Source organism: Chlorogloeopsis fritschii PCC 6912 (assembly GCF_000317285.1).
GTDB classification, from domain to species: domain Bacteria; phylum Cyanobacteriota; class Cyanobacteriia; order Cyanobacteriales; family Nostocaceae; genus Chlorogloeopsis; species Chlorogloeopsis fritschii.
Map to the genome: position 1 here is coordinate 30,197 of NZ_AJLN01000067.1, position 21,964 is coordinate 52,160.

Below are 21,964 nucleotides of genomic sequence, written 5' to 3' on the forward strand. Positions count from 1 at the left end.
GGTTATGTTGAGAAAATTACTTGGCAGATGCTAAAGTTTTGCGTTTGAGATGTTGCTACCACTACAATTTTTCAAATTTACCGTATCCTGAAGTGGTTGCCAATAACATTGAGTGAAAATTTTTCTCGTTCCTATTTCGTGTGTAGTTTAGATGCCATCAGTCAGAACAGCAGTAAATATTTCAAGAAATGATAAAAGCCGATCACCAGGCATTTTTACAGCAAATCAAATCAGATTACCGTGAAATTCTCATAAATTACTTTACCACAGACAAAAATTTGCAAGAAAAAATTGATAAATTTATCAATGCAGTATTTTGTGCTAATATTCCTGTGCCGCAAATTATCGAAATACATATGGAGCTAATTGACGAATTTTCCAAACAGCTAAAATTAGAAGGACGAAGCGACGAAACCTTGCTAGATTACCGTTTGACATTAATCGATATCTTAGCTCATCTGTGTGAACTATATAGGCGATCGCTTCCTAAATAGCCTGTTTGCGAGCGGCATGGATGAGTGTTGATATAAAAAGATTGCAGCGAAAAAAGCTAAAAAATTAATTATAAAACCAAAAACATTATTTTGATATCCCATCTTACAGCCATCCTGACTATAGGATTGCCGATAATATCATATTGTTACAACCTTACCTCCAGCCTACACCATCGATATGAATAAGGTCAGAAAAACTTACGTTCTCAAGCTGTATGTGGCAGGGAACACCCCCAACTCTGTCAGGGCATTAAAAACACTCAAGAACATATTAGATCAAGAATTTCAAGGCATTTATGCTCTCAAGGTGATCGACGTGCTCAAAAGTCCACAATTAGCAGAGGAAGATAAAATCTTAGCCACACCAACATTATCAAAAATCTTACCTCCACCCGTTCGGAAAATTATCGGTGACCTCTCAGACAGAGAAAGAGTGCTAATTGGGTTAGATTTACTGTATGAAGAATTGTCTGAAGAAGAACAATTCCAAGAATAGGCTATACAAGATAGTTCAAAATAGACTTCAATTTTTATTAATATAATAACTGGGTTGAATTCCCATTTGTAAAAGTCTACAACAATGAGAGAAAACGACCAACCAGAGAAGAATCACACACCGTTACTTGAGGGTGTAGAGAAAATTCGTACAATGATCGAAGGCTTTGACGATATCAGTCATGGCGGATTACCTGTAGGCAGAACAACCCTAGTCAGCGGTACCTCTGGAACTGGCAAAACTTTATTTTCTCTTCAGTTTCTTTACAACGGTATCAGCTATTTTGATGACCCAGGGGTTTTTGTCACTTTTGAAGAGTCCCCCAATGATATCATTAAAAACGCTCATATTTTTGGTTGGGACTTACAACGTCTGATCGAGGAAGGAAAGTTGTTTATTCTCGATGCGTCTCCCGATCCTGAAGGGCAAGATATCGTTGGCAACTTCGACCTTTCGGCGCTCATAGAGCGTTTGCAGTACGCAATCCGCAAGTACAAAGCCAAACGAGTTTCGATCGACTCAATTACAGCAGTATTCCAGCAATACGAAGCAGTAGGAGTAGTGCGACGAGAAATTTTTCGTTTGGTAGCAAGGCTTAAACAACTCAATGTTACCACTATCATTACTACAGAACGCACAGAAGAATACGGGCCTGTTGCCTGTTATGGAGTAGAAGAATTTGTCTCTGATAATGTGGTCATTGTCCGTAATGTTTTAGAAGGGGAGCGCCGTCGCCGCACAATGGAAATCCTGAAGTTGCGCGGTACGACACACATGAAGGGCGAGTATCCCTTCACCATTACTAACGAAGGAGTCAATATTTTCCCACTGGGAGCAATGCGCTTGACTCAAAGATCCTCGAACGTGCGGGTATCTTCTGGAGTGAAGACATTAGATGAAATGTGTGGTGGTGGTTTCTTTAAAGATTCGATAATTTTAGCCACAGGAGCCACAGGTACTGGCAAGACATTACTCGTCAGCAAATTTTTACAAGATGGCTGTACTAGTGGCGAACGGGCAATACTTTTTGCTTACGAAGAATCACGCGCCCAACTATCGCGCAACGCTTACTCTTGGGGAATTGATTTTGAAGATTTAGAACGTCAAGGTTTGCTCAAAATTATTTGTACTTATCCCGAATCAACTGGTTTAGAAGATCACCTGCAAATTATTAAGTCAGAGATTGCTGAATTTAAGCCAGCCCGAATAGCCATTGATTCGCTTTCTGCCCTAGCGCGGGGTGTGAGCAATAATGCATTCCGGCAATTTGTGATTGGTGTCACTGGTTACGCCAAGCAAGAAGAAATTACAGGCTTTTTCACCAATACAACAGATCAATTTATGGGATCGCATTCGATTACCGATTCCCATATCTCTACGATTACTGACACGATTTTGATGTTGCAATATGTAGAAATTCGTGGAGAAATGGCACGAGCCATCAATGTATTCAAAATGCGCGGCTCTTGGCATGACAAGGGTATTCGCGAGTACAATATAACAGCTGATGGGCCAGAAATTAAAGATTCTTTCCGTAATTATGAAAGAATTGTCAGTGGAGCACCTACCCGCGTTAATATCGATGAAAAAGCCGAACTATCTCGCATAGTCAAGAGTTTTCAAGACAAAGATAGTTCCGGAACCTCCAGTTAGCATAGTGCTATAGTTCTGTGGTGATCAACGGTTTGAAGCCGCTTAATTGTCGTGTGAGGGGATGCGGTGAAAGGACAGCAAATCTTCTATAGTTTCTTGCCTGGTGTGACAGCAGCTGTATTAACAACCCAACCCACTTGGGCTGAAACGGCGAAAGCCAGTGGGATACAGCAGGTTGTCTCTCCAAGTGTTTCAACTTCCACCATCGCCAGTGGTAGTTGGCTAACAAAAGCAAACAATTTAGATTTAGATCGGCAACTGTTTGCTGCTAGTGATCGCACTTTATCAGCAACCAGCAGTAAAAATATTGGAGTTGTAGTCACCGGAAAAACTGGTATACCAGTAAAACGGATATCTGGACATGAGAAAGCAGCAATTTTTGGCTTGAGTGCTACCTTGCCTGCCAAGTATCTGTCAGGAAACAACCTTGCTGTGACTGACAACCCAAAACAGCGTAGTGACGGATCTGGAGCTAGTTTGGGTAAACTTGCCAGCACACCCAAGCGCCCTGTCAGAACATCAGTTCGGATTCCGGTTCCCAAAGTGGAGCCAAATGCCCGTCCTATCTCCAAGAGTAAAGACAATGGGCAGAGGCTGCGTGAAGCGATCGCCAAAATGCGATCGCAAAAAACAGTTGTATCTAAAACAACTGGAAAAATAAGTTCTGCTCCAGAAAAAAACTCATATATACTTGCGTCTGCGGAGCCAAAACGCCATAAAAACCCTGAAACGAAATTATCAAATTTTATACAGAGTAATGCAAGCAATTCGAGAGCGGCAAAACTGCTAGAAGTGCAGAACTGCCAACAGCAACCCTTTGTTTTGAATTCTGTTGGTTGTGGGCAAAAGCCTTTCGTTACAGAATTAGTGTCGCAATTACCTCCAGGTACGCCAAAAACTCCTGCACCAGTCACTCCTTCCGTTCCGAGTGCGCCAACCGCTCCTGCTGCACCTAAAACCCCACAACAAATTCCCGATTATCTCAATCCCAACCCCAATCCCCTGCAATATCCTACTCAAATAGAGGAAGTCAGAGTTAGGGGAACGCAACCAATTAGCTTAGAACAAGCAATAGAATTGGCTCGGCGCAACAATCGGGAACTACAAGTGTCCTTATTGGAGCTACAACGGGCGCGAGCTGCTCTGCGGGAAGCACAAGCTGATTTGTATCCCGATCTGGGATTGAGCGCTGAGATTGCTCGTCAGCAGTCTGCTAGTTCCCAATTACAGAGTGAACGAACAGCTGAGGCTGAAGCTGGTGTACCACCCGAATTACGCACCCCATCCCAAGATGAACCCACTTCCGCTTTCACTGGTACAGCACAACTTACTTACGATCTCTACACTTCTGGGAGACGGCGGGCTAATATCAACGCTGCTGAAGAGCAGGTACGCTTCCAGCAATTGGATGTAGAGCGCTTGTCTGAGCAAATTCGCCTAGATGTGACAACCAATTACTACGATCTGCAACAAGCAGATGAAAATGTGCGGATTCAGCAAGCTGCTGTCACAAATGCCGAAGCTAGTTTGCGGGATGCCCAGGCATTAGAACGAGCTGGGGTGGGTACGCGCTTTGATGTACTGCGAGCACAAGTAAATTTAGCAAATGCTCAACAAAACTTGACGAGGGCACTGTCTCAGCAACGAATTACTAGCAGCCAATTGGCAACTCGGCTGAGTATCCCTGGATCGATTAATATTAGTGCAGCAGATCCTGTTAACTTAGCTGGACTTTGGAATCCAACATTGGAAGAAAGTATTGTACTCGCCTTTCAAAATCGTCCAGAACTGCAACAGTTTTTGGCACAACGCAATATTAGCGAGCAGAGACGACGTTTGGCTCTTTCAGAATTAGGCCCCCAAGTGAGTGTAATTGCTAGCTATAACTTGCTGGATCAATTCGATGATACTATTAGCGTCACTGACGGCTACTCGCTCGGACTTCGGGCAAGCCTAAATTTATTTGATGGGGGAGCAGCCAGAGCCAGAGCAGCTCAAGAAAGAGCTAATATACGAATCGCTGAAACTCAATTTGCTCAACAGCGCGATCAGACTCGCTTTGACGTAGAACAAGCCTACTCGAATTTGCAAGCTAACCTGGAGAATGTCCAAACTGCCAATGCTGCACTAGATCAAGCCAGAGAAGCTCTCCGTTTAGCCCGTTTGCGCTTTCAAGCAGGTGTGGGAACTCAAACCGATGTCATTGCCGCTGAAACTGATTTAACTACTGCTGAGGGTAATCGTGTAGTCGCAATTTTGGATTACAACCGCGCTTTGGCTAATTTACAAAGAGCTGTCACTACCAGAGCATTACGTTAAGTTGGTCATTAGTTAGTAGTTAGTAGGGGCGGGTTTTGTTGATTAACTTTGGTGAAAAGCGACAATTTATCTTTTAAACCCGCACGGCAGTCGCACTCGACGCGCTTAACCCGACGCCAGTTGACGCCAGGTGCTACAACGCGGGAAACCCGCGCAACGCACTGGCTCCTTTATGCCGGGGAACCCTTACTTTCAGAAGCCACTTCGTGTCTACGGCAGTCGCTACCTTCGGAAGTCGCTTCGCGCCTACAAGTCGGCACTAGACGCGAAGCGGCTTCCCGGAGGGTAGCCGCCCAACGCGCTGCCTCACCACCGCACTGGCTCCGCAACGCGCTGCCTCCCGTACAGTAGTTAGTAGTTTACTGCTCCTCTGCCTTCTACTTACAATCAGTCGTGTGTTTGTGGGCAACAACTAACACATGATAAATTACTTTTGACTAAATTTTTACTACTTGAACGAAAATAACTTAGCGTTTCGTTAGATTTCTATCTAGCCTGCTCAAAGCCAAATCGTATTGTAGTTTGACTAGTACTTTTACTTAGCAAAAGTTTAAAATTTATACAAAATAGCTGGCGATCGCAAAATCGTACAGCTATGACAAACTGCTCAATTCCTAGAATCAATTTTTACGATTTAGAGCAGGTTAATTAATATAGGTCAAAATTGGAATAACATAGCTGAGAGGTAAATCCCTGGCTAAAAAATAACTATCCCATGACTACAGTGACAGTCCAAGAAATCGCCCTCTTTCGTTCACAACTAACAAATGATCCCAGAGCCATGGAAGCATTGGATATGATTGAAGATTGTGAAGGCGATTTGGAAGATGCTGCAATGACGTTAGCTATTCGGGTAGGGCAAGAACCAGAAAGAGCCAATGCAGAGTGGTTAGATGCCTTAGCAAGAAAGTGGCGGGCTGTGATTTGCGAACAAGGATTTCGTGAGGACTTGCTCAACGGTTCAGTCAAGGGGATGATGGAACATTTAAATACAATGCCGACGTTTCCGAAAATTTTAGCCGCACCAGTTTTAATGTATATTCTCAAGCAAGGTATAAACAATTTTTGTGAGCCATTGGATGCATTGTTGGAGTGAATGGTATAGAACTCCCAGCGCTGATACCCTGGTAATTAAGGCAAAACTGCTTTCAGACAAATAGAGTTATATCCAGTTATATCAATGAATTACCTTATTGCCGTATTATCAGACCGCATCCAAGCAGAAGCAGCTTACTTAGCCTTAGAAAAAGAAGGCATAAAAAGCACAATTCTGGGTAAAGGCTACAAATCCGCTGATGAGTTTGGCTTGATCGATCCTAAAGAACCAGCCAAAAAGCAAGCCAGGCTGATGGCATTCTGGCTCGTACCCTTTGGATTTTTTGCAGGAACGACTTTCAGCATTATTACTGGGTTAAATACCTTTGCTTGGGCAGGTGAAATTGGCAATCACATCATTGGAGGATTATTAGGAGCTGGCAGTGGTGCTTTGGGAAGCTTGTTTGTAGGTGGTGGAATTGGCTTAATCGTCGGTAGTGGTGACGCTTTACCATACCGCAACCGCTTGAATGAAGGTAAATACTTGATAGTGGTTCAAGATTCTGAAACTCTTATCCGCCAAGCAACCCGAATTTTACGTCAATATGAGCCAGAAAATATTCAAGGTTACCAAGGATAGTTAATGGCTAATGGCTAATAGCAATTAACAATTAACAATTAACAAATCATAAGTAATGCTGCCAAGGGAAGAAATTTTAAAAGGTGTTGAAAATCGAGATGCTTTAGCTCGTGTCATCGATCAAGCCGAACAAGCCATTAAAACTTGGGAAGTGGTTTTGACAGATTTTCTGTCTCCGCCAGAATTGGCTGAAATTCAGCAGGTATTTGGTCGATTAACAGAAGTACAATTGCTAGCGTGGGGAGGATATCCGCAAGCAGAACGTCAAAGAATAGCGATCGCTCGTTCTGAACTCCCCCTCGATAGATCTCAAGTCGATGTCGCCACGTTAGATATTGCTGGCAATTTTCTATTTGATACTGCTACTCACCGCGACTTTTTGGGTGCAATGCTGGGAACTGGTATTGTCCGCGAAAAGACAGGGGATATTATTGTCTTGGGCGAACGTGGAGCACAGGCAATAGTTGTACCAGAATTGGTGGAATTTTTAGAGATGAACCTCAAGCAGGTGCGATCGGTGCCTGTGAAAACTCAGCGCATTGATTTAAGCGAGTTAAAGGTGCGCGAACCAAAGAAAAAAGAATTAACCACCGTGGAAGCATCTTTGCGGTTGGATGCGATCGCCTCGGCTGGATTTAGTATGTCTCGCAGCAAGATGGTGGAATTAATAGATGGAGGTGATGTAAGGGTGAATTGGAAGGAAATCACCCAAGCTAGTTCTCAAGTTAAAACAGGTGACTTAATAGCAATTCGCGGCAAAGGGCGTTTAGAAGTTGGTGAGATTGCTATTACCAAAAAAGATAGATATCGCGTCCAACTCACACGGTATATGTAGAGTTAGTAGTTTAATTGCTAATGGCTAATAGCTAATAGTTAATTGCTATTAGCTATTAACCATTAACTATTAACTCTTATACCTTAAATTGCTTTTCCAAAATATTCACTAAAGTTGTGCGTGGAACAAAACCAGCTAATTTAGTGATTAAATGAGTCGTCAAGCCACCAATTACCACGGTAGAATCACCTCTTTCCAGAGCTTTTAGTGTTTCCTCCACTACCTCCTTGGCTGTAGATATTTTATTTGTTCTTCCTGCCAGTTCTGGAGGAAATTTAGCTTCAGTAAAAAAATTTGTTTCCACAGGCCCCGGACAAGAGACTAGAATGCGGATACCGTAGTGACGATTTTCTGCCCACAATGCTTCACTAAAATTGCGAACAAAAGCTTTGCTAGCGGAGTAAACCGAAAGGTATGGGATCGGTTGAAAAGCAGCTAAAGAAGATACATTGATGATGCTGCCTGAACGGCGCTGTCGCATCAGAGGTAGAAATTTATGGGTTAAATGGACTAATGCCAAAACATTTAATTGTACCATCTTAATTTGCCTTTCTTCGTCTGTTTCGGCAAAATCCCCATAATCTGCAAAACCAGCATTGTTAATTAATAAGTCAATCGTTAATCCCCTTTTTTGAGTGAAGTCAAACACCGCATTAGTAGCGCCTGTTTCTGTCAGATCTGTGACTATAATGTCAACTTGAATTTGATATTTTTCTTGTAGTTCTTTTGCCAGTTGGTTTAACTTTTCTTGAGAACGAGCAACGAGCACAAGATTTGTATTGCGTGCGGCTAGTTCCTCTGCAAAGGCTTTTCCAATGCCATCAGAGGCTCCTGTAATTAAAGCAGTCGGCATTCTCGGTACTAAAATAATTTGTTAATCACTTTACAGATACTAACAATATTAGTTGGAAGTTTGACCCGCCTATAGTCATATACCCAACAAGGCAAAGCAGCACCCCGTTATTTATATATTTTTTCGTTACTGACGGGAATACTAAAATCATAAAATCCTGAGTTTTTGTATGTACCGTCTCAACAAGCGAGCTTTTGAAATATTGGCTACTGAAGTTCAAAAATGTAGCAGTGATGGCGAGATTGGCAAAACTGAGTGCCTAATCGTTATGAAACGTTTAGAACAACTGCGGCGAGAAAAAGGTCATCCTGCTAATGTAGATGAGTTACGCGATACAGTTGTGGATGTATTTCCTCAATTCAGCGAAAAGGCAATCAAGCAAGCTGCAAAAGCTAATCAGTCACCTGCTATTTTCAGCAAAATAAGATGGGCGGCTATTTTAGTCACAACTGTAACTGGAGTTGTTTGGGTAGTAAATTTACCCTATCCTATGATTCGCTGGCCTATTGCCAAAACAGCGCCTATTTTGCTGTTACCCAGTTTTATAAGTATGGATCGTAACTACCGTGGGGCAGTAAACTACGTTGAACAAGCAGATCAGCTCATCAATAAAGCTACAAGCCAAGCTGATATTGAGCGTGGAGCAGAGAAAAATAAAGAAGCACAAAAGTATCTGGATAATCTACCAGTTTGGTTTTTGGGGTACTATCCTCAAGCTTACTGTCGCTTCTTTAGTTGCACTTGGAAGTTTACCTTCGATGAGTTTGAAGATGCTCGTCGCAGGGTAGCACGGATGGATGCGAAAGTTTTTCAAGAAAAAAATGCTTTTACGCTCTTAGCAGAAGCAGAAAACGCTCTTGGGGTTGCAAAGCAGCAATACGAACAAGCCAAAAATGCACAAGAGCAACAGCAAGCGATCGCATCTATGCAAGTGGCGCTGGATACTCTAGAGCAAATACCCAAAGAAACACTGGCAGGAAAAACGGCACAAACAAAGCTAGTAGCCTACGATCGCGATTTTAGTAAAGTCACTCACAACATTACAGGAAATAGCCAAACAGCCTCATTAATTGAGGCTGCAAAGGTATTTGCTTTGCAAGCTGCGCAAGTTTCACAAAATCCACCCCATCCAGCCGAAAAATGGCAACAAGCAGAAAAATTGTGGGTTGAAGCAATTGAACGACTCCAAAAAATTCGAGTAGAAGAACCAAATTATTTGGAAGCACAAAAGCTACTGGCTGCATATCAAAGCAACTTAGGGGATGTGCAATCTCGCAAGCAAGCAGAAAGCGAGTCAAAACAAGCTCTCAATGAAGCTAACAGGCGAATTCAAAGGCTGGTTGCTTACCCTCCTACAGATCGCAATCAATTTAAAGGTGAGTTAATGGGAATTATCAAGGAACTGAAAACAGTTAAACCAGGGACAAGTGCCTACGCAGAAGCACAACAACTGCTCATATCAGCACAAAGGTTGCAACAGTAGCTTTTTGTGGAAGTTGCTTTTTTAAGGAAATATATGTTATGCTTACAAAGGCACAAACGGACGTATAGCTCAGTTGGTTAGAGCGCTACGTTGACATCGTAGAGGTCACTGGTTCGAATCCAGTTACGTCCATCTAAAATATAGACTACATAAGGGTTCTAGAAATAACTGGATTTGAATATTCTCAGTTAAATGGTCTTATTGACTCAGAAAAAGCGATCGTTCTATGCAAATATGGTGGAGGTTCTAGCAAGTGGCAGCATTTCGCCTGACCTCTGGAAATCTACTTCTACTACAGATGCGATTGCCTGCTTTGAAAACTGTTTTATTCTTCCTCCTCAAGCTCACCAAGAGCGTCATCAAATTTGTTGATGATGTCGAGTAATTTTGATACGACTCGCGCAAAGATTTTTTTACGATCTAATAATTTGGGTTTTTCGTTACAAGCACTCAGCACAGTTTCTCTTAATGGCTCTTTCCCTGAAAATTTATAGTCGGCAATCATTTGATTAACAGCTTCGACCTTGAGATTTTCCTCTATACAGAGTTGCTGAATTGCTTCAATACGTTCTTGAGTCCAGAAGTTTTGAAAGACGGTTTCGACTTTTTCTTCAGGTTCAAGGGTAGGTAGCCGCTCTTCAATGAATTTCTCCAGCAGATCCCGTTTACTTCGTAATTGGGCTTCTTTGCCAATGAGTTCAAGGATAGAGGCTTTTTGGCTCTGGTACTCTTCTGAGGTGACATCTGCTTGCCGATCGCGCTGGAGGTTAGCCAGCAGCTTGAGAATATAGCTTACATTGATTTCGTCTCGCTGGATCAGTTCCAGTTCAAAATCGACTTCCTCAACCAAAGATTCTTTCTCTTCATCAGGTTTGGATCGCGTTCTATCATAAATGTCCAGATATTTGCTTTTATAATCTTCAAAGGTTTGTTCATCCAGATTCAAGTCGGAAAAACTAAATTCAGTGAATGATTTACTTACATTCTGTAAACGGATAAGATTACGAAATGCTTTAACAAACTTAACTTGGTCGTCTTCACTAATCAGCTTATTGACATCGTTAGGGATAGTGGCGATCGCTCTCAGTTCTTGGACACCTTTATTAAATTCCTTAATGTAGTAATCGTAGGTTTCAATGAAAATTTGTTCATTAGCGTTGGTATCGGAAAAGAGGGCAACGGCTTGATCGGTATTCTCCTTAAGATTGCGAAAGCAAACAATATTTCCCTGAGATTTCAGTTCGCCCAAAATACGATTAGTACGGGAGTATGCTTGAATTAACCCGTGGTACTTCAGATTTTTATCGACATAGAGCGTATTGAGTTTCTTAACATCAAAACCCGTAAGAAACATATTAACTACTAACAGAATATCAGCACGTTCCTGATCCTGAAAGTTTTCCCGATCCCTATCCTTCATTCGTTTGGAAATATCTTTGTAGTAGGCATAGAATGCCTGACTATCTTTAGCTGAATGTTGGGTTTGGTACATCTGGTTATAGTCGGCGATAAATTCATTTAATTTGTCGCGGCTATGACTGCGGCTGCTCGTATCTGTGCTGATATTGAAATCAGGTTCTCCAATTAAGCCGTTTGCGTCTTCGTCTTCTTCGTTATCGCTGGGTGTAAAAATAGTGATGATTCGGAGGTCATGGAATCCCTGTTTCTGTTTATTTTTGAATGTTTCGTAATAAGTGATGAGGGTATCTACGTGACTGACACAGAGCATAGCAGAGAATTTTCTGCCGTGGGTTTTACGGATATGGTTGGCAATAATCCAATCAACAATCAGAGAAATTCGGTCGGGATTTTCAAAGAATTCGGGGTCTGATTTTGGCTCTGTAATGAGTGTTCCATCTTTGCGTTTGAGTTTGCCCCAATACTCGACGGAAAATTTAAGAACGTTTTCATCAGCGATCGCATTGGTGATCACATATTTATGCAGACATTCTTGGAATAAGTCTCTAGTAGTCCGTTTACCGTGTTGATTACTGGCAGCGTTATCTGCAAAGATGGGAGTCCCGGTAAAGCCAAACATCTGGGCTTGGGTAAAGAATTTGACGATATTTTTATGAGTTTCGCCAAATTGAGAACGGTGGCATTCATCAAAGATAAACACAATGCGCTTATCTTTCAAACTCTCCATTGCGACTTCATGCCGTTGGGATTTGATCGCACGGTTGAGTTTCTGAATCGTGGTGACAATGAGGGGATTATCCCCAGCCATTTGTTCTACCAGTTGTTTAGTGTTGTCAGTGGTGTCTACGCAATTAGGACTGAAATAATTAAATTCTTTGCTGGTTTGGTAGTCAAGGTCAGCGCGATCAACGACAAACAGCACTTTATGGACTTTGGGGAGTTGGGTGAGAATTTGGGCAGCTTTGAAACTGGTGAGGGTTTTGCCTGATCCAGTGGTATGCCAGATATAGCCGTTTTTATCGGTATCCTTCACTCGCTCAATAATGGCTTCTACTGCGTAGTATTGATAGGGGCGCAGCACCATCAGCACTTTGTCGGATTCGTGCAGGACTATGTATTTGCAGATCATTTTGGAGACGTGGCATTTCTCCAGAAAGCTATCGGTAAAGTCCTCCAGTTGGGTTATGAGGTTATTGTCTTGGTCTGCCCAGTAGAAGGTTTGTTTAAATTCTTGTTTACGGTTGTTGGCGTAGTAGCGGGTATTGACACCGCTGGAGATGACGAAAATTTGGACATATTGAAACAGTCCATTGTCTGCACTGTAGGAATGGCGTTGGTAGCGGTTGATTTGGTTAAAGGCTTCTTTGAGTTCCAGCCCTCGGCGTTTCAGTTCAATTTGGACGAGAGGTAAGCCATTAATCAGCAGGGTTACATCGTAGCGGTTTTTGTATTTGCCTTACTGGGTGATCTGGTTCGTGACTTGATATTGGTTTTGACACCAATGTTCGGTGTTGAGGAATTCTAGGTAAAAGGTGGTGCCATCGTCGCGCCTGAGTTCCATTTTGTCGCGCAGGCGTTTGGCGCGGTCAAAGACGTTACTTTTATCAAGGTGGTTGAGAATGCTTTTAAACTCTGTGTCGCTGAGTTTGATGTGGTTATGTTTTTCTAGTTGGGTTTTCAGGTTGGTTTTGAAGTCTTCAGCATTGCGAAGGGTGACAGGTTCGTAGCCTAGTCCAGTTAGGCGATCGATCAGCTTTTGCTCTAGTTGCGCTTCAGATTCCGTCATGGCGACCTACTCTTCATTTAATATTGCTTGTTCATCAAGGAAAGCTTGTAGCCGGATCTCGTAGTCTTCATAGTAAAGGGTGTAAAGTGCTTGGCTATAAAGTAGTTTTCCGTCTAAGGGATATTCTTCGTCTAGAAAGTCATTGAATTCTAGATTCTCTTCGTATCCAATGATGATTTCTTCTTCCTTGACTTCTGTTACCTCAAATTCTTGTGCTTTTTTCTCTAAATCTAAAATGAAGAACGACGCTAGTGTATATCGTAATAAGCTTTCAGTTATTTCTACAATAAGCCTTGATAGATTTATGTCGCTTTTCAAAAGTTTTGGCACTTCTCTTCCATGAGAAATATCGCCCCTGTCATTTCTAAAATTACTGATTTTGTTAATTAAAGTTTGACAAGCTCTTATAAAATCAATTTCAAGTATATCTCCGTGATCAGATAAAAGCTTAATAGCTTGTTTAAAGTTAGCATCCTCAGAAGTGGGTTTTTGATTTAATGAGAAAGAGGAATTTTGTATGAGTTCAAAAAATGATGTTTTCTCATCACAAATTAATTTTTCGCAAGCTATTAAGAATTGAACTTCTTCACCGTCCATACCTTTTTCTTGTGAAATTTTTATAGCTTCCTTAAATATTGATCCAATTTTATTGATATCATTATTATTTGGCTTCTTGTTTTGAAGCGATTGAAAAGCCTTTTCAATTAAATCAAAAAAAACAGAGTCACCCACATCCTTTTCTAGGATACCTAGAGCCGTAGAGAACTGTATATGAACTGATTTATTATTTATCAGCTTTTTAATATCAACTTTTGGCAATTTAGATAATGAAGTAATAAATGAAGACAATAGAGAAAAGATAATTGTCTTAGAAATACCTTGAACAAGTGAATTGCAACATTCAATAGTAATATCAGGATGTTCTTCTTGATTCCTTTCTGCTGTTTCAATTATAGGAATATAGTATTCAAATTCGGGAAATTTTTCTGTGTTTTTAATAATAAGTTCTTTTAGGCTATCCATCATATCCTCCACTACACAAACATTTTTTGAAGTAAACCTTTTTTGAATTGTTCGTTGCAATCGATATAGTGGGAGATAGCTTCAATTTTTTGGTCAATAGCAGTTAGAAAATTCGCTATTTTACCTTGCTCTTCAATTGATCTACAGAACACGATAGGGACTTCGCTTAATGAGTCTTGTCCCACATTAAATCTTGTACTGCCGCCACTGCGATTAGTAATTTCTTTGCGAACAGCTTCGGTTTTTAATAAATTATGAAAATAAACTGGATTGAAACTTATTTTTGGACGACCGCGAATAACGAAACCTCCAAAAGTAGCTTTTTTATTCCTGTCTAAATAAACATTTGATTGTCCTGCTTCTTCTCTGATTTCAGAACTTCTTTGAAACAAGATATCGCCATACTTTACGTCATTATTCTCGAACTCTTGTTCTGTAATTTCAACACTGCCAATAATAGAATCATGGTATATTGGAGCATCATTAATTATATCCAACACATTAATGAATTTTTTCCCACGACCATATTTTGATTTGTCAGCATTAATCCCATTTTTAAAGCCGAATACTTCGCCGAGCTTTTTTTCTTCCCAGTTTGAGAAGGGGGAGCCGTCTGATTGTTTGAAGCGAACGCACCACTGCATCTAAATCAATCGGTTCGTCCTCCTCAAACGTATCCACATAGCGCGGAATATTGAGATTAAAATTATTCTCCTCAATCTCCGCTAAAGGTGCGCGATAACTATACTTTTCCTCCTCTAACCTTTGGCGATAGGTGGAAATAATTTTGTCAACATCCTGATCCCGTAAAAGATTTTGATTCGTTGCCTTCTCGAAATAGGCACTAGCGTCAATGAACAAAATATCTTCAGGAGATTCCCGGCACTTTTTCAACACTAAAATGCAAGTGGGGATACTGGTGCCATAAAAAATATTGGCAGGCAACCCAATCACCGCATCCAACCAATTCCGCTCCTTGATTAGATACTGGCGAATACGCCCCTCTGTCCCCCCTCGAAACAAAACCCCGTGGGGCAACACCACTGCCATAATGCCATTCTCATCCAGGTGATGAAGCATGTGCTGTACAAAAGCAAAATCAGCTTTAGACGCTGGAGCCAACGCCCCATACTGACTAAAGCGATCATCTGACTCAAATAGCTTATTAGCACTCCACTTGGCTGAAAACGGCGGATTTGCCACCACCGCCTCAAACCGCATTCCCTCATGCTGGGGGTTCTCTAACGTATCCTCCTGGCGCAGATCAAAATTCCGATAATGCACCCCATGCAAAATCATGTTCATCCGCGCCAGGTTGTAAGTTGTGCGGTTCATTTCTTGTCCGTAAAAATCCCCGACTGATTCCACCTCCCGCGCCACCCGTAGCAGCAAAGATCCCGAACCACAAGTCGGGTCATAAACCGACTTCAGCCGCTCCTTCCCCGTCGTCACAATCTTCGCCAATACCTTAGAAACCTGCTGCGGCGTGTAAAACTCTCCTGCCTTTTTACCTGCACCACTGGCAAACTGCCCAATCAAATACTCATAGGCATCCCCCAGAACATCGCTCTCGGTGTCTCCCAACCGAAAATCAATCTTATCGAGATGCACTAAAATCTTGGCAATTAAAGCATTTTTTGCCTTCGGAGTCCGCCCCAACTTCGTCGAATTCAGATCCAGATCCTCAAACAAATGATCAAAATCTTCCTCACTTTCCTTGCCCATTGTGGAGCGTTCAATGCTGTTAAGCACCTGGGCGAGATCATCCAAAATAAAATTTGACGACTCAAAATCCTCATCCCTCAAATTTTCTTCATGGGCTTTTTTCGCCCCTAACGCCCGCTCCGCTAAAGAACTGAACAACTCTGAGGGTTTCAGAAAATATCCCAGCGTGGCGATCGACTCTTCCCGAATCGCCTCTAAATATTCTTGCCCCTCCTCGGAAGATTCGTCAATCTCCAGAAAGTCAATGCCATCCTCCGCTAACACTTCATTGGCATAAAGATGCTGCCGCTCAGAGAGGTACTTGTAGAAAATAAACCCTAAGCAATAATCCCGAAACTCATCAGCATTCATCTTGCCCCGAAGCGAGTCGGCAATATTCCAAAGCTGGGTTTCTAGCTTTTTCTTGTGTCCGTTTTGTCCGTTCAGTCCGTTCGTCATTTATCTCTCGTACTGGGCGATCGCTAGCACTGCCAAGAAGTGGTATCTGAGCAACGTATAGACTAACACACAAGATGATTCCTTGGTACAGTGTGTAAGTCCTAATATTGTGCTAGATGAGCATAGCAAGTTTATAGTCATTGACCCGCGAAACAAAACGCCGCTAAAGATACTAATGGCTTACCAAAAATCAAAATCTCAACTTTGCGATCGCATTTTTATCTACAGCAACGCAAAATCCGCAAATTTGGACTTCTGTTAATAAGAATGAAAACTAAATAAGTCGGTGGAAATAAACCAAACTATGTTACGAAGCCCATGCACTATAACCATACATAATATTGCAGTCATTCTTACTCTTGGATCTTATATTTTGAGTTATTTTTACGACGGTTAATTTGATGCAAGTGTTGAATTGCTAATTCGTGCATTGCATATAGGATTGGTTTGAGACTTTCTCCTAAAGGTGTCAGTGAATATTCGACTTTTGGGGGAATTTGCGGATAAATTTCGCGATGAATAATACCATCTTCTTCCATCTCCCGGAGTTGCTGCGTCAGCATTTTTTGTGTAATTCCTGGTAGCAATCGCTGCAATTGGCCAAAACGTTTTACTCCTGCCATTAATTCTCTGATAATTAATACTTTCCAGCGCCCGCCTATCACTTGCAGGGTAATTTCTAGTTCACACGTCAGCTTGTGATGATTTTCTGATTCAGCTTTCATGGTTGGTTGGGTAAAATAATTTACAAAAAATTAAACAAGCGATCGCGTAGCAACTCAACAAGCATGGTCTAATAGCTTTTGAAATTTTTAATAAAATAATGAGTATTTGCGTCCTTGATGGTTTATATTTACCGAGGGAGTGGTACTAAATCTGTGCACCTTCAGTGATGGAGGTTTCTGCAACTAAAACTCTCACACAATCACCAAGAGGTATGGCTGGTTTGGTGTTCGATTGGCAAATTCATACCACTTGCTTAATTGGTACAGATAAACATTAAACTTATAAATTCTACCAACTGCATTACCTCTAGCTTAAAACTTAAAGTATCATGTCTAAGGTTCTCGTCTCCGATCCTATTGACCAAGCTGGGATTGATATTTTATCCCAAGTTGCCACTGTTGATGTCAAAACAAATCTCAAACCAGAAGAACTAGTACAAATCATAGGTGACTATGATGCACTGATGATTCGTTCTGGTACTCGTGTCACAAAAGAAATCATTGAAGCTGGCACGCAGCTAAAAATTATCGGACGTGCCGGCGTGGGTGTAGATAATGTAGATGTTCCCGCCGCTACTCGTAAAGGGATAGTAGTTGTCAACTCTCCAGAGGGCAACACGATCGCCGCTGCCGAACACGCACTAGCGATGATGTTGTCTTTATCTCGCTACATCCCTGATGCGAATGCATCTGTAAAACGCGGCGAGTGGGATCGCAAAAGCTTCATTGGAGCAGAGGTATACAAGAAAACTCTTGGCGTGATTGGCTTGGGTAAAATCGGCTCTCATGTTGCCACTGTTGCTAAAGCAATGGGCATGAAACTGCTTGCCTACGATCCCTTTATTTCTACAGAACGAGCAGAACAAATCGGCTGTCAACTGGTAGAACTGGATTTATTGGTACAGCAAGCAGACTACATCACGCTGCATATGCCTAAAACTCCAGAGACTACCCACCTAATCGATGCCAAAATGCTGGCAAAAATGAAACCCACTGCTCGGATTGTCAATTGCGCTCGCGGTGGCATCATTGATGAAGAAGCTCTAGCTGTGGCTCTCAAAGAGGGGCAAATTGCCGGAGCTGCCCTGGATGTGTTTGAATCAGAACCCTTGGGAGAATCTTCCTTAAGAGCTTTAGGCAAAGAAATTATTCTCACTCCCCATTTAGGTGCATCGACGACAGAAGCACAAGTGAATGTGGCGATTGATGTTGCCGAACAAATCCGCGATGTATTGTTGGGATTACCAGCGCGATCGGCAGTCAACATTCCTGGACTCGGCCCTGATATATTGGAAGAACTCAAACCTTATATGCAGTTGGCAGAAACTCTGGGTAAGTTGGTGGGACAGCTGGCTGGCGGTAGAGTAGAATTACTCAACGTTAGATTGCAAGGTGAATTAGCAACCAACAAAAGTCAGCCTTTGGTAATCGCATCTCTAAAAGGACTTCTTTACCAAGCACTGCGGGAAAGGGTAAATTATGTAAATGCTACCCTTGAAGCCAAAGAACGAGGAATCCGCGTGATTGAAACACGCGATGCTGCGATTAAAGACTACGCAGGTTCTCTGCATTTAGAAGCTACAGGTTCTTTGGGTACTCATTCTGTCACTGGTGCTTTGTTGGGTGACGGAGAAATCCGCCTGACTAACATTGACGGTTTCCCTGTCAACGTTCCTCCCAGCCAGCATATGCTGTTTACCCTCCACCGCGATATGCCGGGAATTATCGGTAAACTTGGTTCCCTGTTGGGTAGTTTTAATGTCAATATTGCCAGTATGCAGGTAGGTAGGAAAATTGTTCGCGGTGATGCAGTGATGGTTCTCAGTCTCGACGATCCCTTACCTGAAGGGATTTTGAGTGAGATTAAAAAAGTGGCTGGCATTCGGGATGCTTATACAGTAACACTTTAAAAGAATGAAGGATAAAGGATGAAGGATGAAATATTAAGTAAGTAGGTGGACAGAATGAAACATAAAAAGATTTATCTCTGATTTACCGTCAGCATAACTGCCTTCTACTTAAAAATTCTTTCATCCTTTAGCCTTTACACTTCATACTTTAGATATGGCTAATACTTGGTGGGAATTACAAATTTTTTGTGAACCAGACTTAGAAGATGCTATTTTTTGGCGGCTAGGGGTTTTTGGTTGTCGTGGCACAGCAAGCGAACAAAAAGGAAATTACAGTCTGGTTAAGGCTTACTTGCCGATATTTCAGGCGCAGCTTTTGGATTTAGCAGCACTATCGTTGTGGCTGCGTCAAGACGCCATTTGTATGGGAATTTCTGCACCTACCATGCATTGGCAGTTGATAGACGAACAAGATTGGGCAAGTAGTTGGAAACAATACTGGCAACCGCAGGAAATTGGCGATCGCTTTTTGATTAATCCTGCATGGCAGCCACTTCCAGAAAATTCTGATCGCTTGCTAATCCTGCTCGATCCTGGTATGGCTTTTGGTACGGGTACTCACGCCACAACTCAATTATGTTTGGAATCTTTAGAAATGCGGCTGGGTAATTCTTTGGCTCAGGCAACAGATGCGGTAATTGCCGATATTGGCTGTGGTTCGGGAATTCTCTCTATCGGTGCGTTGAAATTGGGAGCAAAAAAAGTTTACGCGGTAGATAACGATCCCTTAGCAGTGCAATCTACGGAAGAAAATCGCGCCCTCAATAATATCGAGCCTGAAAGCTTAGTGGTGGCGCAAGGAAGTGTAGATGTTTTGACAAAACTGGTTGCAGAGCCAGTTGATGGTATTGTTTGCAATATTTTGGCTGATGTAATTATTGAACTAGTACCGCAGATGAGTGCGATCGCTAAATCTACAACTTGGGCTATTTTTAGCGGTATTTTAGTTGAGCAGTCGCAAGCCGTTGCCGATAGTTTAGAAAAACATGGCTGGATAGTAGCGACATTGTGGAAACGTAAAGAGTGGTGTTGCTTGAATGCGAGACGCTCTTAAGAAAACCTTGTACCAGACGCGATATATCGCGTCTGGGCATCTGGATTTATACCGCGATTCAGCAACACCATTTAAAAAAAAGCACCTATAGAATCAAGAGAATATTTGCCAGCCACAAGTGCTTACACTCTAGTTACATCTTCCTGACTTAACTGCTGCTCCACCTTACTAATAGCAGCATTCAGCCCAGCAAGCTTTGTCTCTAAATCATCTCGCATCGTCTTGAGAAATCTCAACTTTCGCTCTAGCTGGGTTTTGCGAGAGACAGACTCTCCGCTGTAGCAAGAGCTATACCAAACATTAAAGGGAAACATAGTAATCCTGTCTAAATAAAACCCTACTTAAATTTTGACTAAAATTATTGTGAGATGAGGGAGAAGAGTATAGAGGGAAAACCGAATAATGCTTTGATACTCTCTAGGTAACTAGATGTACCAGACGCGAAATTTCGCGTCTGGTACAAACTATAGAAAACGTCTGGCAATATCCTTGTAGAAATTTGGATCAGTCCAGTAGCCTAGATGGGCTTCTACACCCCATTTGCTTGGATACTCCATCTTAACATTATCTAATTTTTCGTAATAATCTAGATGACCGCTAATCGGATCTTGTAGATGATAGTAATTAACCCATTGGATTTGTTCTAGTTGGCATTGCACAGGGTTAACATTCAAATACGGAAGTTTCCAAATATATAAAGGTTTAATCCGAAAGGAATTTAACTGTTCTAAAATACGCCGTCTAATATACTGATGATGCTGCCCCATTTCTCTAAAGAAAAAAGCGATTTTGTCTAATGGGGAACCGAAGGAAATTAAGCCTGTAATTTTGTCAATCTCCAAGCTTTTACCCAAATCTTGAGCAAGACTAGCTTCTAAACACAGAAGATTTAAAGTGTCATAGGCAATACAACTACCAAGAGAATGCCCAGCTAGTATTACTTGATCGTAATTTGCTTGTTTATCCTTAAGAAGTTCTTTCAACATTGTTAAGGATTCTGCTAATATTTTCTCTCGAATCCAGTGGTAAGGAGATTTCATATCAGTAGTAGTGTAAATAGCAACATCAGCTACAAAATTTACTAGCAATGGAGTGACTATTTCTTTACTCAATTGCCATGCTGGTTGCAAAAAACGACCACTCATAAATGGACTTAATAACAGCAGAATTAACCACACTATCAGTCGCAAAATAGGGAATATTAAGTTAAATATACGTAGGAATATTGTCAGCCAACGTAAGCGAAATATAAAAATTCCTTTTCCTTGCTTGTCTTTTAACAGTTCTTCTAGTAAATGTTTATTCTCCTTACGGCTATAAAAGTCTATTGTCCCTTGTAGTGTTCGTTCAGCCCACTGCAAAATTTCCGGAATACTAATTTTATTTTCTGTATCAGGTGCCCAATAGTACTCATGAATGTCTATTAAATCTTCTGCTTGAGAATTAGCCGAACTGATTCTGACAAAACTTTCTGTCCAAGGGTAGCCTGTTGATAGTTTTCGCTTCGTAATCAGATGTTCTAGCTTAATCTGCAAATTTCGTGCTTCCAAGAATTTGATCAGGTTCTGAGCGAAATAGTCCATAGTTTCAAATGGACTTTGTTCTCCAACGCCGTGAATGACAAGAAATGCTGTGTGACCTTTAGGAAATTTAATATTAATATCTTGATTATTCATATTAATTAACATTTACTTGCAAAATCTTGATTTTTCAAATCCGCTTACTTCTTCAGTTAAAAAGCATCTACTAAATACATCCAGCATGAAGAGAGTTTATTTCGGAATTATGAAATGCAGATTTAGATTGGATGAAAAATACGTTATTAAAATAATTATTTGATTATAACCGCAATTAATGAAGTAATAATTAGATTAATCGCTATTTATAGTCATATTTAGCAATATTTACTTGATTATAGAGAATAAAGCTTCCTCTCCCACTTTCGATATAGTGATCCCAAATAAAATATGAAGTAAATTACGAAATATAGTAGTTCGTTAATAAAAAGACTAGCTATTTTAAAGTCACGAACTACACTGCTTGTTTTTACTGAATAGGCAGAGACTTAATGAGGGA

General features: G+C 41.4%; 19 protein-coding genes, 1 tRNA gene and 1 pseudogene. 12 read left to right on the plus strand and 9 right to left on the minus strand.

Annotated elements, in window-relative coordinates:
- Window positions 1–188: 188 nt before the first annotated feature.
- The 8 genes from UYC_RS0111885 (at window position 189) to UYC_RS0111915 (ending at window position 7,472) form a co-directional block, all read left to right on the plus strand.
- Entirely contained in the window at window positions 189–494 is a 306-nt protein-coding gene (locus tag UYC_RS0111885) for a circadian clock protein KaiA (protein WP_016878726.1), read from the plus strand.
- A 178-nt stretch (window positions 495–672) separates the two neighbouring features.
- A complete protein-coding gene (gene kaiB, locus UYC_RS0111890; RefSeq protein WP_026087735.1) occupies window positions 673–990 on the plus strand; it encodes a circadian clock protein KaiB in 318 nt (105 codons plus the stop codon).
- An 84-nt stretch (window positions 991–1,074) separates the two neighbouring features.
- A complete protein-coding gene (kaiC, locus tag UYC_RS0111895) occupies window positions 1,075–2,643 on the plus strand; it encodes a circadian clock protein KaiC (protein WP_016878724.1) in 1,569 nt (522 codons plus the stop codon).
- 66 nt (window positions 2,644–2,709) lie between these two features.
- The gene (locus tag UYC_RS0111900) at window positions 2,710–4,962 is read left to right on the plus strand and encodes a TolC family protein (protein WP_016878723.1); all 2,253 of its coding nucleotides are present in this window, start codon (window positions 2,710–2,712) and stop codon (window positions 4,960–4,962) included.
- A gap of 120 nt (window positions 4,963–5,082) precedes the next feature.
- On the plus strand, window positions 5,083–5,313 hold the full coding sequence (locus UYC_RS38905) for a hypothetical protein (protein ID WP_200862372.1): 231 nt from the start codon (window positions 5,083–5,085) through the stop codon (window positions 5,311–5,313).
- A gap of 364 nt (window positions 5,314–5,677) precedes the next feature.
- Window positions 5,678–6,058 (plus strand): hypothetical protein, encoded by a 381-nt coding sequence (locus UYC_RS0111905; RefSeq protein ID WP_016878722.1) that lies wholly within the window; start codon window positions 5,678–5,680, stop codon window positions 6,056–6,058.
- Between the two features lie 84 nt (window positions 6,059–6,142).
- Window positions 6,143–6,637: a hypothetical protein gene (locus tag UYC_RS0111910; RefSeq protein WP_016878721.1), complete on the plus strand. Its 495-nt coding sequence runs from the start codon at window positions 6,143–6,145 to the stop codon at window positions 6,635–6,637.
- Between the two features lie 55 nt (window positions 6,638–6,692).
- The gene (locus UYC_RS0111915; protein ID WP_016878720.1) at window positions 6,693–7,472 is read left to right on the plus strand and encodes a photosystem II electron transport protein, Sll1252 family; all 780 of its coding nucleotides are present in this window, start codon (window positions 6,693–6,695) and stop codon (window positions 7,470–7,472) included.
- Window positions 7,473–7,548: 76 nt separating this feature from the next.
- On the opposite strand, the gene UYC_RS0111920 is transcribed toward UYC_RS0111915, so the two are convergent.
- Window positions 7,549–8,325 (minus strand): SDR family NAD(P)-dependent oxidoreductase, encoded by a 777-nt coding sequence (locus tag UYC_RS0111920; RefSeq protein WP_016878719.1) that lies wholly within the window; start codon window positions 8,323–8,325, stop codon window positions 7,549–7,551.
- Between the two features lie 169 nt (window positions 8,326–8,494).
- On the opposite strand from UYC_RS0111920, the gene UYC_RS0111925 reads away from it, so the two are divergent.
- Both UYC_RS0111925 and UYC_RS0111930 read left to right on the plus strand, forming a co-directional pair.
- Window positions 8,495–9,808 carry a hypothetical protein gene (locus UYC_RS0111925; protein ID WP_016878718.1) on the plus strand — a complete coding sequence of 438 codons (1,314 nt, stop codon included), beginning with the start codon at window positions 8,495–8,497 and terminating at the stop codon, window positions 9,806–9,808.
- A gap of 58 nt (window positions 9,809–9,866) precedes the next feature.
- Window positions 9,867–9,940: transfer RNA gene (locus UYC_RS0111930), tRNA-Val, on the plus strand.
- Window positions 9,941–10,133: 193 nt separating this feature from the next.
- Here the strand turns inward: UYC_RS0111930 and UYC_RS39465 are convergent.
- The 6 genes and pseudogenes from UYC_RS39465 to UYC_RS0111965 form a co-directional block, all read right to left on the minus strand.
- The gene (locus UYC_RS39465; RefSeq protein ID WP_235181619.1) at window positions 10,134–11,048 is read right to left on the minus strand and encodes a type I restriction endonuclease subunit R, EcoR124 family; all 915 of its coding nucleotides are present in this window, start codon (window positions 11,046–11,048) and stop codon (window positions 10,134–10,136) included.
- Window positions 11,022–13,013, minus strand: a pseudogene (locus UYC_RS0111935) (type I restriction endonuclease subunit R); the annotation flags it as partial. The gene UYC_RS39465 and the pseudogene UYC_RS0111935, both read right to left, overlap by 27 nt.
- A 6-nt stretch (window positions 13,014–13,019) precedes the next feature.
- Window positions 13,020–14,039 (minus strand): hypothetical protein, encoded by a 1,020-nt coding sequence (locus tag UYC_RS0111950; protein ID WP_235083175.1) that lies wholly within the window; start codon window positions 14,037–14,039, stop codon window positions 13,020–13,022.
- A gap of 8 nt (window positions 14,040–14,047) precedes the next feature.
- Complete coding sequence (locus tag UYC_RS0111955) at window positions 14,048–14,680, minus strand: restriction endonuclease subunit S (RefSeq protein WP_071588496.1); 633 nt, start codon at window positions 14,678–14,680, stop codon at window positions 14,048–14,050.
- Window positions 14,592–16,199, minus strand: coding sequence for a type I restriction-modification system subunit M (locus UYC_RS0111960; protein ID WP_016878712.1), 1,608 nt, complete (start codon window positions 16,197–16,199; stop codon window positions 14,592–14,594). Before UYC_RS0111960 ends, UYC_RS0111955 begins: the two co-directional genes overlap by 89 nt.
- A gap of 353 nt (window positions 16,200–16,552) precedes the next feature.
- Window positions 16,553–16,924 carry a winged helix-turn-helix transcriptional regulator gene (locus UYC_RS0111965; RefSeq protein WP_016878711.1) on the minus strand — a complete coding sequence of 124 codons (372 nt, stop codon included), beginning with the start codon at window positions 16,922–16,924 and terminating at the stop codon, window positions 16,553–16,555.
- Window positions 16,925–17,253: 329 nt separating this feature from the next.
- Here UYC_RS0111965 and serA point away from each other — a divergent pair, with 329 nt between their 5' ends.
- Window positions 17,254–18,834: a phosphoglycerate dehydrogenase gene (gene serA, locus UYC_RS0111970; protein WP_016878709.1), complete on the plus strand. Its 1,581-nt coding sequence runs from the start codon at window positions 17,254–17,256 to the stop codon at window positions 18,832–18,834.
- Window positions 18,835–18,988: 154 nt separating this feature from the next.
- Window positions 18,989–19,888 (plus strand): 50S ribosomal protein L11 methyltransferase, encoded by a 900-nt coding sequence (prmA, locus tag UYC_RS0111975; RefSeq protein WP_016878708.1) that lies wholly within the window; start codon window positions 18,989–18,991, stop codon window positions 19,886–19,888.
- A gap of 122 nt (window positions 19,889–20,010) precedes the next feature.
- On the opposite strand, the gene UYC_RS0111980 is transcribed toward prmA, so the two are convergent.
- Both UYC_RS0111980 and UYC_RS0111985 read right to left on the minus strand, forming a co-directional pair.
- Window positions 20,011–20,202, minus strand: coding sequence for a hypothetical protein (locus UYC_RS0111980; protein ID WP_016878707.1), 192 nt, complete (start codon window positions 20,200–20,202; stop codon window positions 20,011–20,013).
- A 150-nt stretch (window positions 20,203–20,352) separates the two neighbouring features.
- Window positions 20,353–21,564 (minus strand): alpha/beta hydrolase family protein, encoded by a 1,212-nt coding sequence (locus UYC_RS0111985; protein WP_026087734.1) that lies wholly within the window; start codon window positions 21,562–21,564, stop codon window positions 20,353–20,355.
- Between the last annotated feature and the right edge of the window lie 400 nt (window positions 21,565–21,964).

What these genes read in the sequence shown, in the direction of transcription:
- UYC_RS0111885 (WP_016878726.1), top strand. Translation starts at nt 189, where the DNA reads ATGATAAAAGCCGATCACCAGGCATTTTTACAGCAAATCAAATCAGAT.
- kaiB (WP_026087735.1), top strand. Translation starts at nt 673, where the DNA reads ATGAATAAGGTCAGAAAAACTTACGTTCTCAAGCTGTATGTGGCAGGG.
- kaiC (WP_016878724.1), top strand. Translation starts at nt 1,075, where the DNA reads ATGAGAGAAAACGACCAACCAGAGAAGAATCACACACCGTTACTTGAG.
- UYC_RS0111905 (WP_016878722.1), top strand. Translation starts at nt 5,678, where the DNA reads ATGACTACAGTGACAGTCCAAGAAATCGCCCTCTTTCGTTCACAACTA.
- UYC_RS0111910 (WP_016878721.1), top strand. Translation starts at nt 6,143, where the DNA reads ATGAATTACCTTATTGCCGTATTATCAGACCGCATCCAAGCAGAAGCA.
- UYC_RS0111915 (WP_016878720.1), top strand. Translation starts at nt 6,693, where the DNA reads ATGCTGCCAAGGGAAGAAATTTTAAAAGGTGTTGAAAATCGAGATGCT.
- UYC_RS0111920 (WP_016878719.1), bottom strand. Translation starts at nt 8,325, where the DNA reads ATGCCGACTGCTTTAATTACAGGAGCCTCTGATGGCATTGGAAAAGCC.
- UYC_RS0111925 (WP_016878718.1), top strand. Translation starts at nt 8,495, where the DNA reads ATGTACCGTCTCAACAAGCGAGCTTTTGAAATATTGGCTACTGAAGTT.
- UYC_RS0111950 (WP_235083175.1), bottom strand. Translation starts at nt 14,039, where the DNA reads ATGATGGATAGCCTAAAAGAACTTATTATTAAAAACACAGAAAAATTT.
- UYC_RS0111955 (WP_071588496.1), bottom strand. Translation starts at nt 14,680, where the DNA reads ATGCAGTGGTGCGTTCGCTTCAAACAATCAGACGGCTCCCCCTTCTCA.
- UYC_RS0111960 (WP_016878712.1), bottom strand. Translation starts at nt 16,199, where the DNA reads ATGACGAACGGACTGAACGGACAAAACGGACACAAGAAAAAGCTAGAA.
- UYC_RS0111965 (WP_016878711.1), bottom strand. Translation starts at nt 16,924, where the DNA reads ATGAAAGCTGAATCAGAAAATCATCACAAGCTGACGTGTGAACTAGAA.
- serA (WP_016878709.1), top strand. Translation starts at nt 17,254, where the DNA reads ATGTCTAAGGTTCTCGTCTCCGATCCTATTGACCAAGCTGGGATTGAT.
- prmA (WP_016878708.1), top strand. Translation starts at nt 18,989, where the DNA reads ATGGCTAATACTTGGTGGGAATTACAAATTTTTTGTGAACCAGACTTA.
- UYC_RS0111980 (WP_016878707.1), bottom strand. Translation starts at nt 20,202, where the DNA reads ATGTTTCCCTTTAATGTTTGGTATAGCTCTTGCTACAGCGGAGAGTCT.
- UYC_RS0111985 (WP_026087734.1), bottom strand. Translation starts at nt 21,564, where the DNA reads ATGAATAATCAAGATATTAATATTAAATTTCCTAAAGGTCACACAGCA.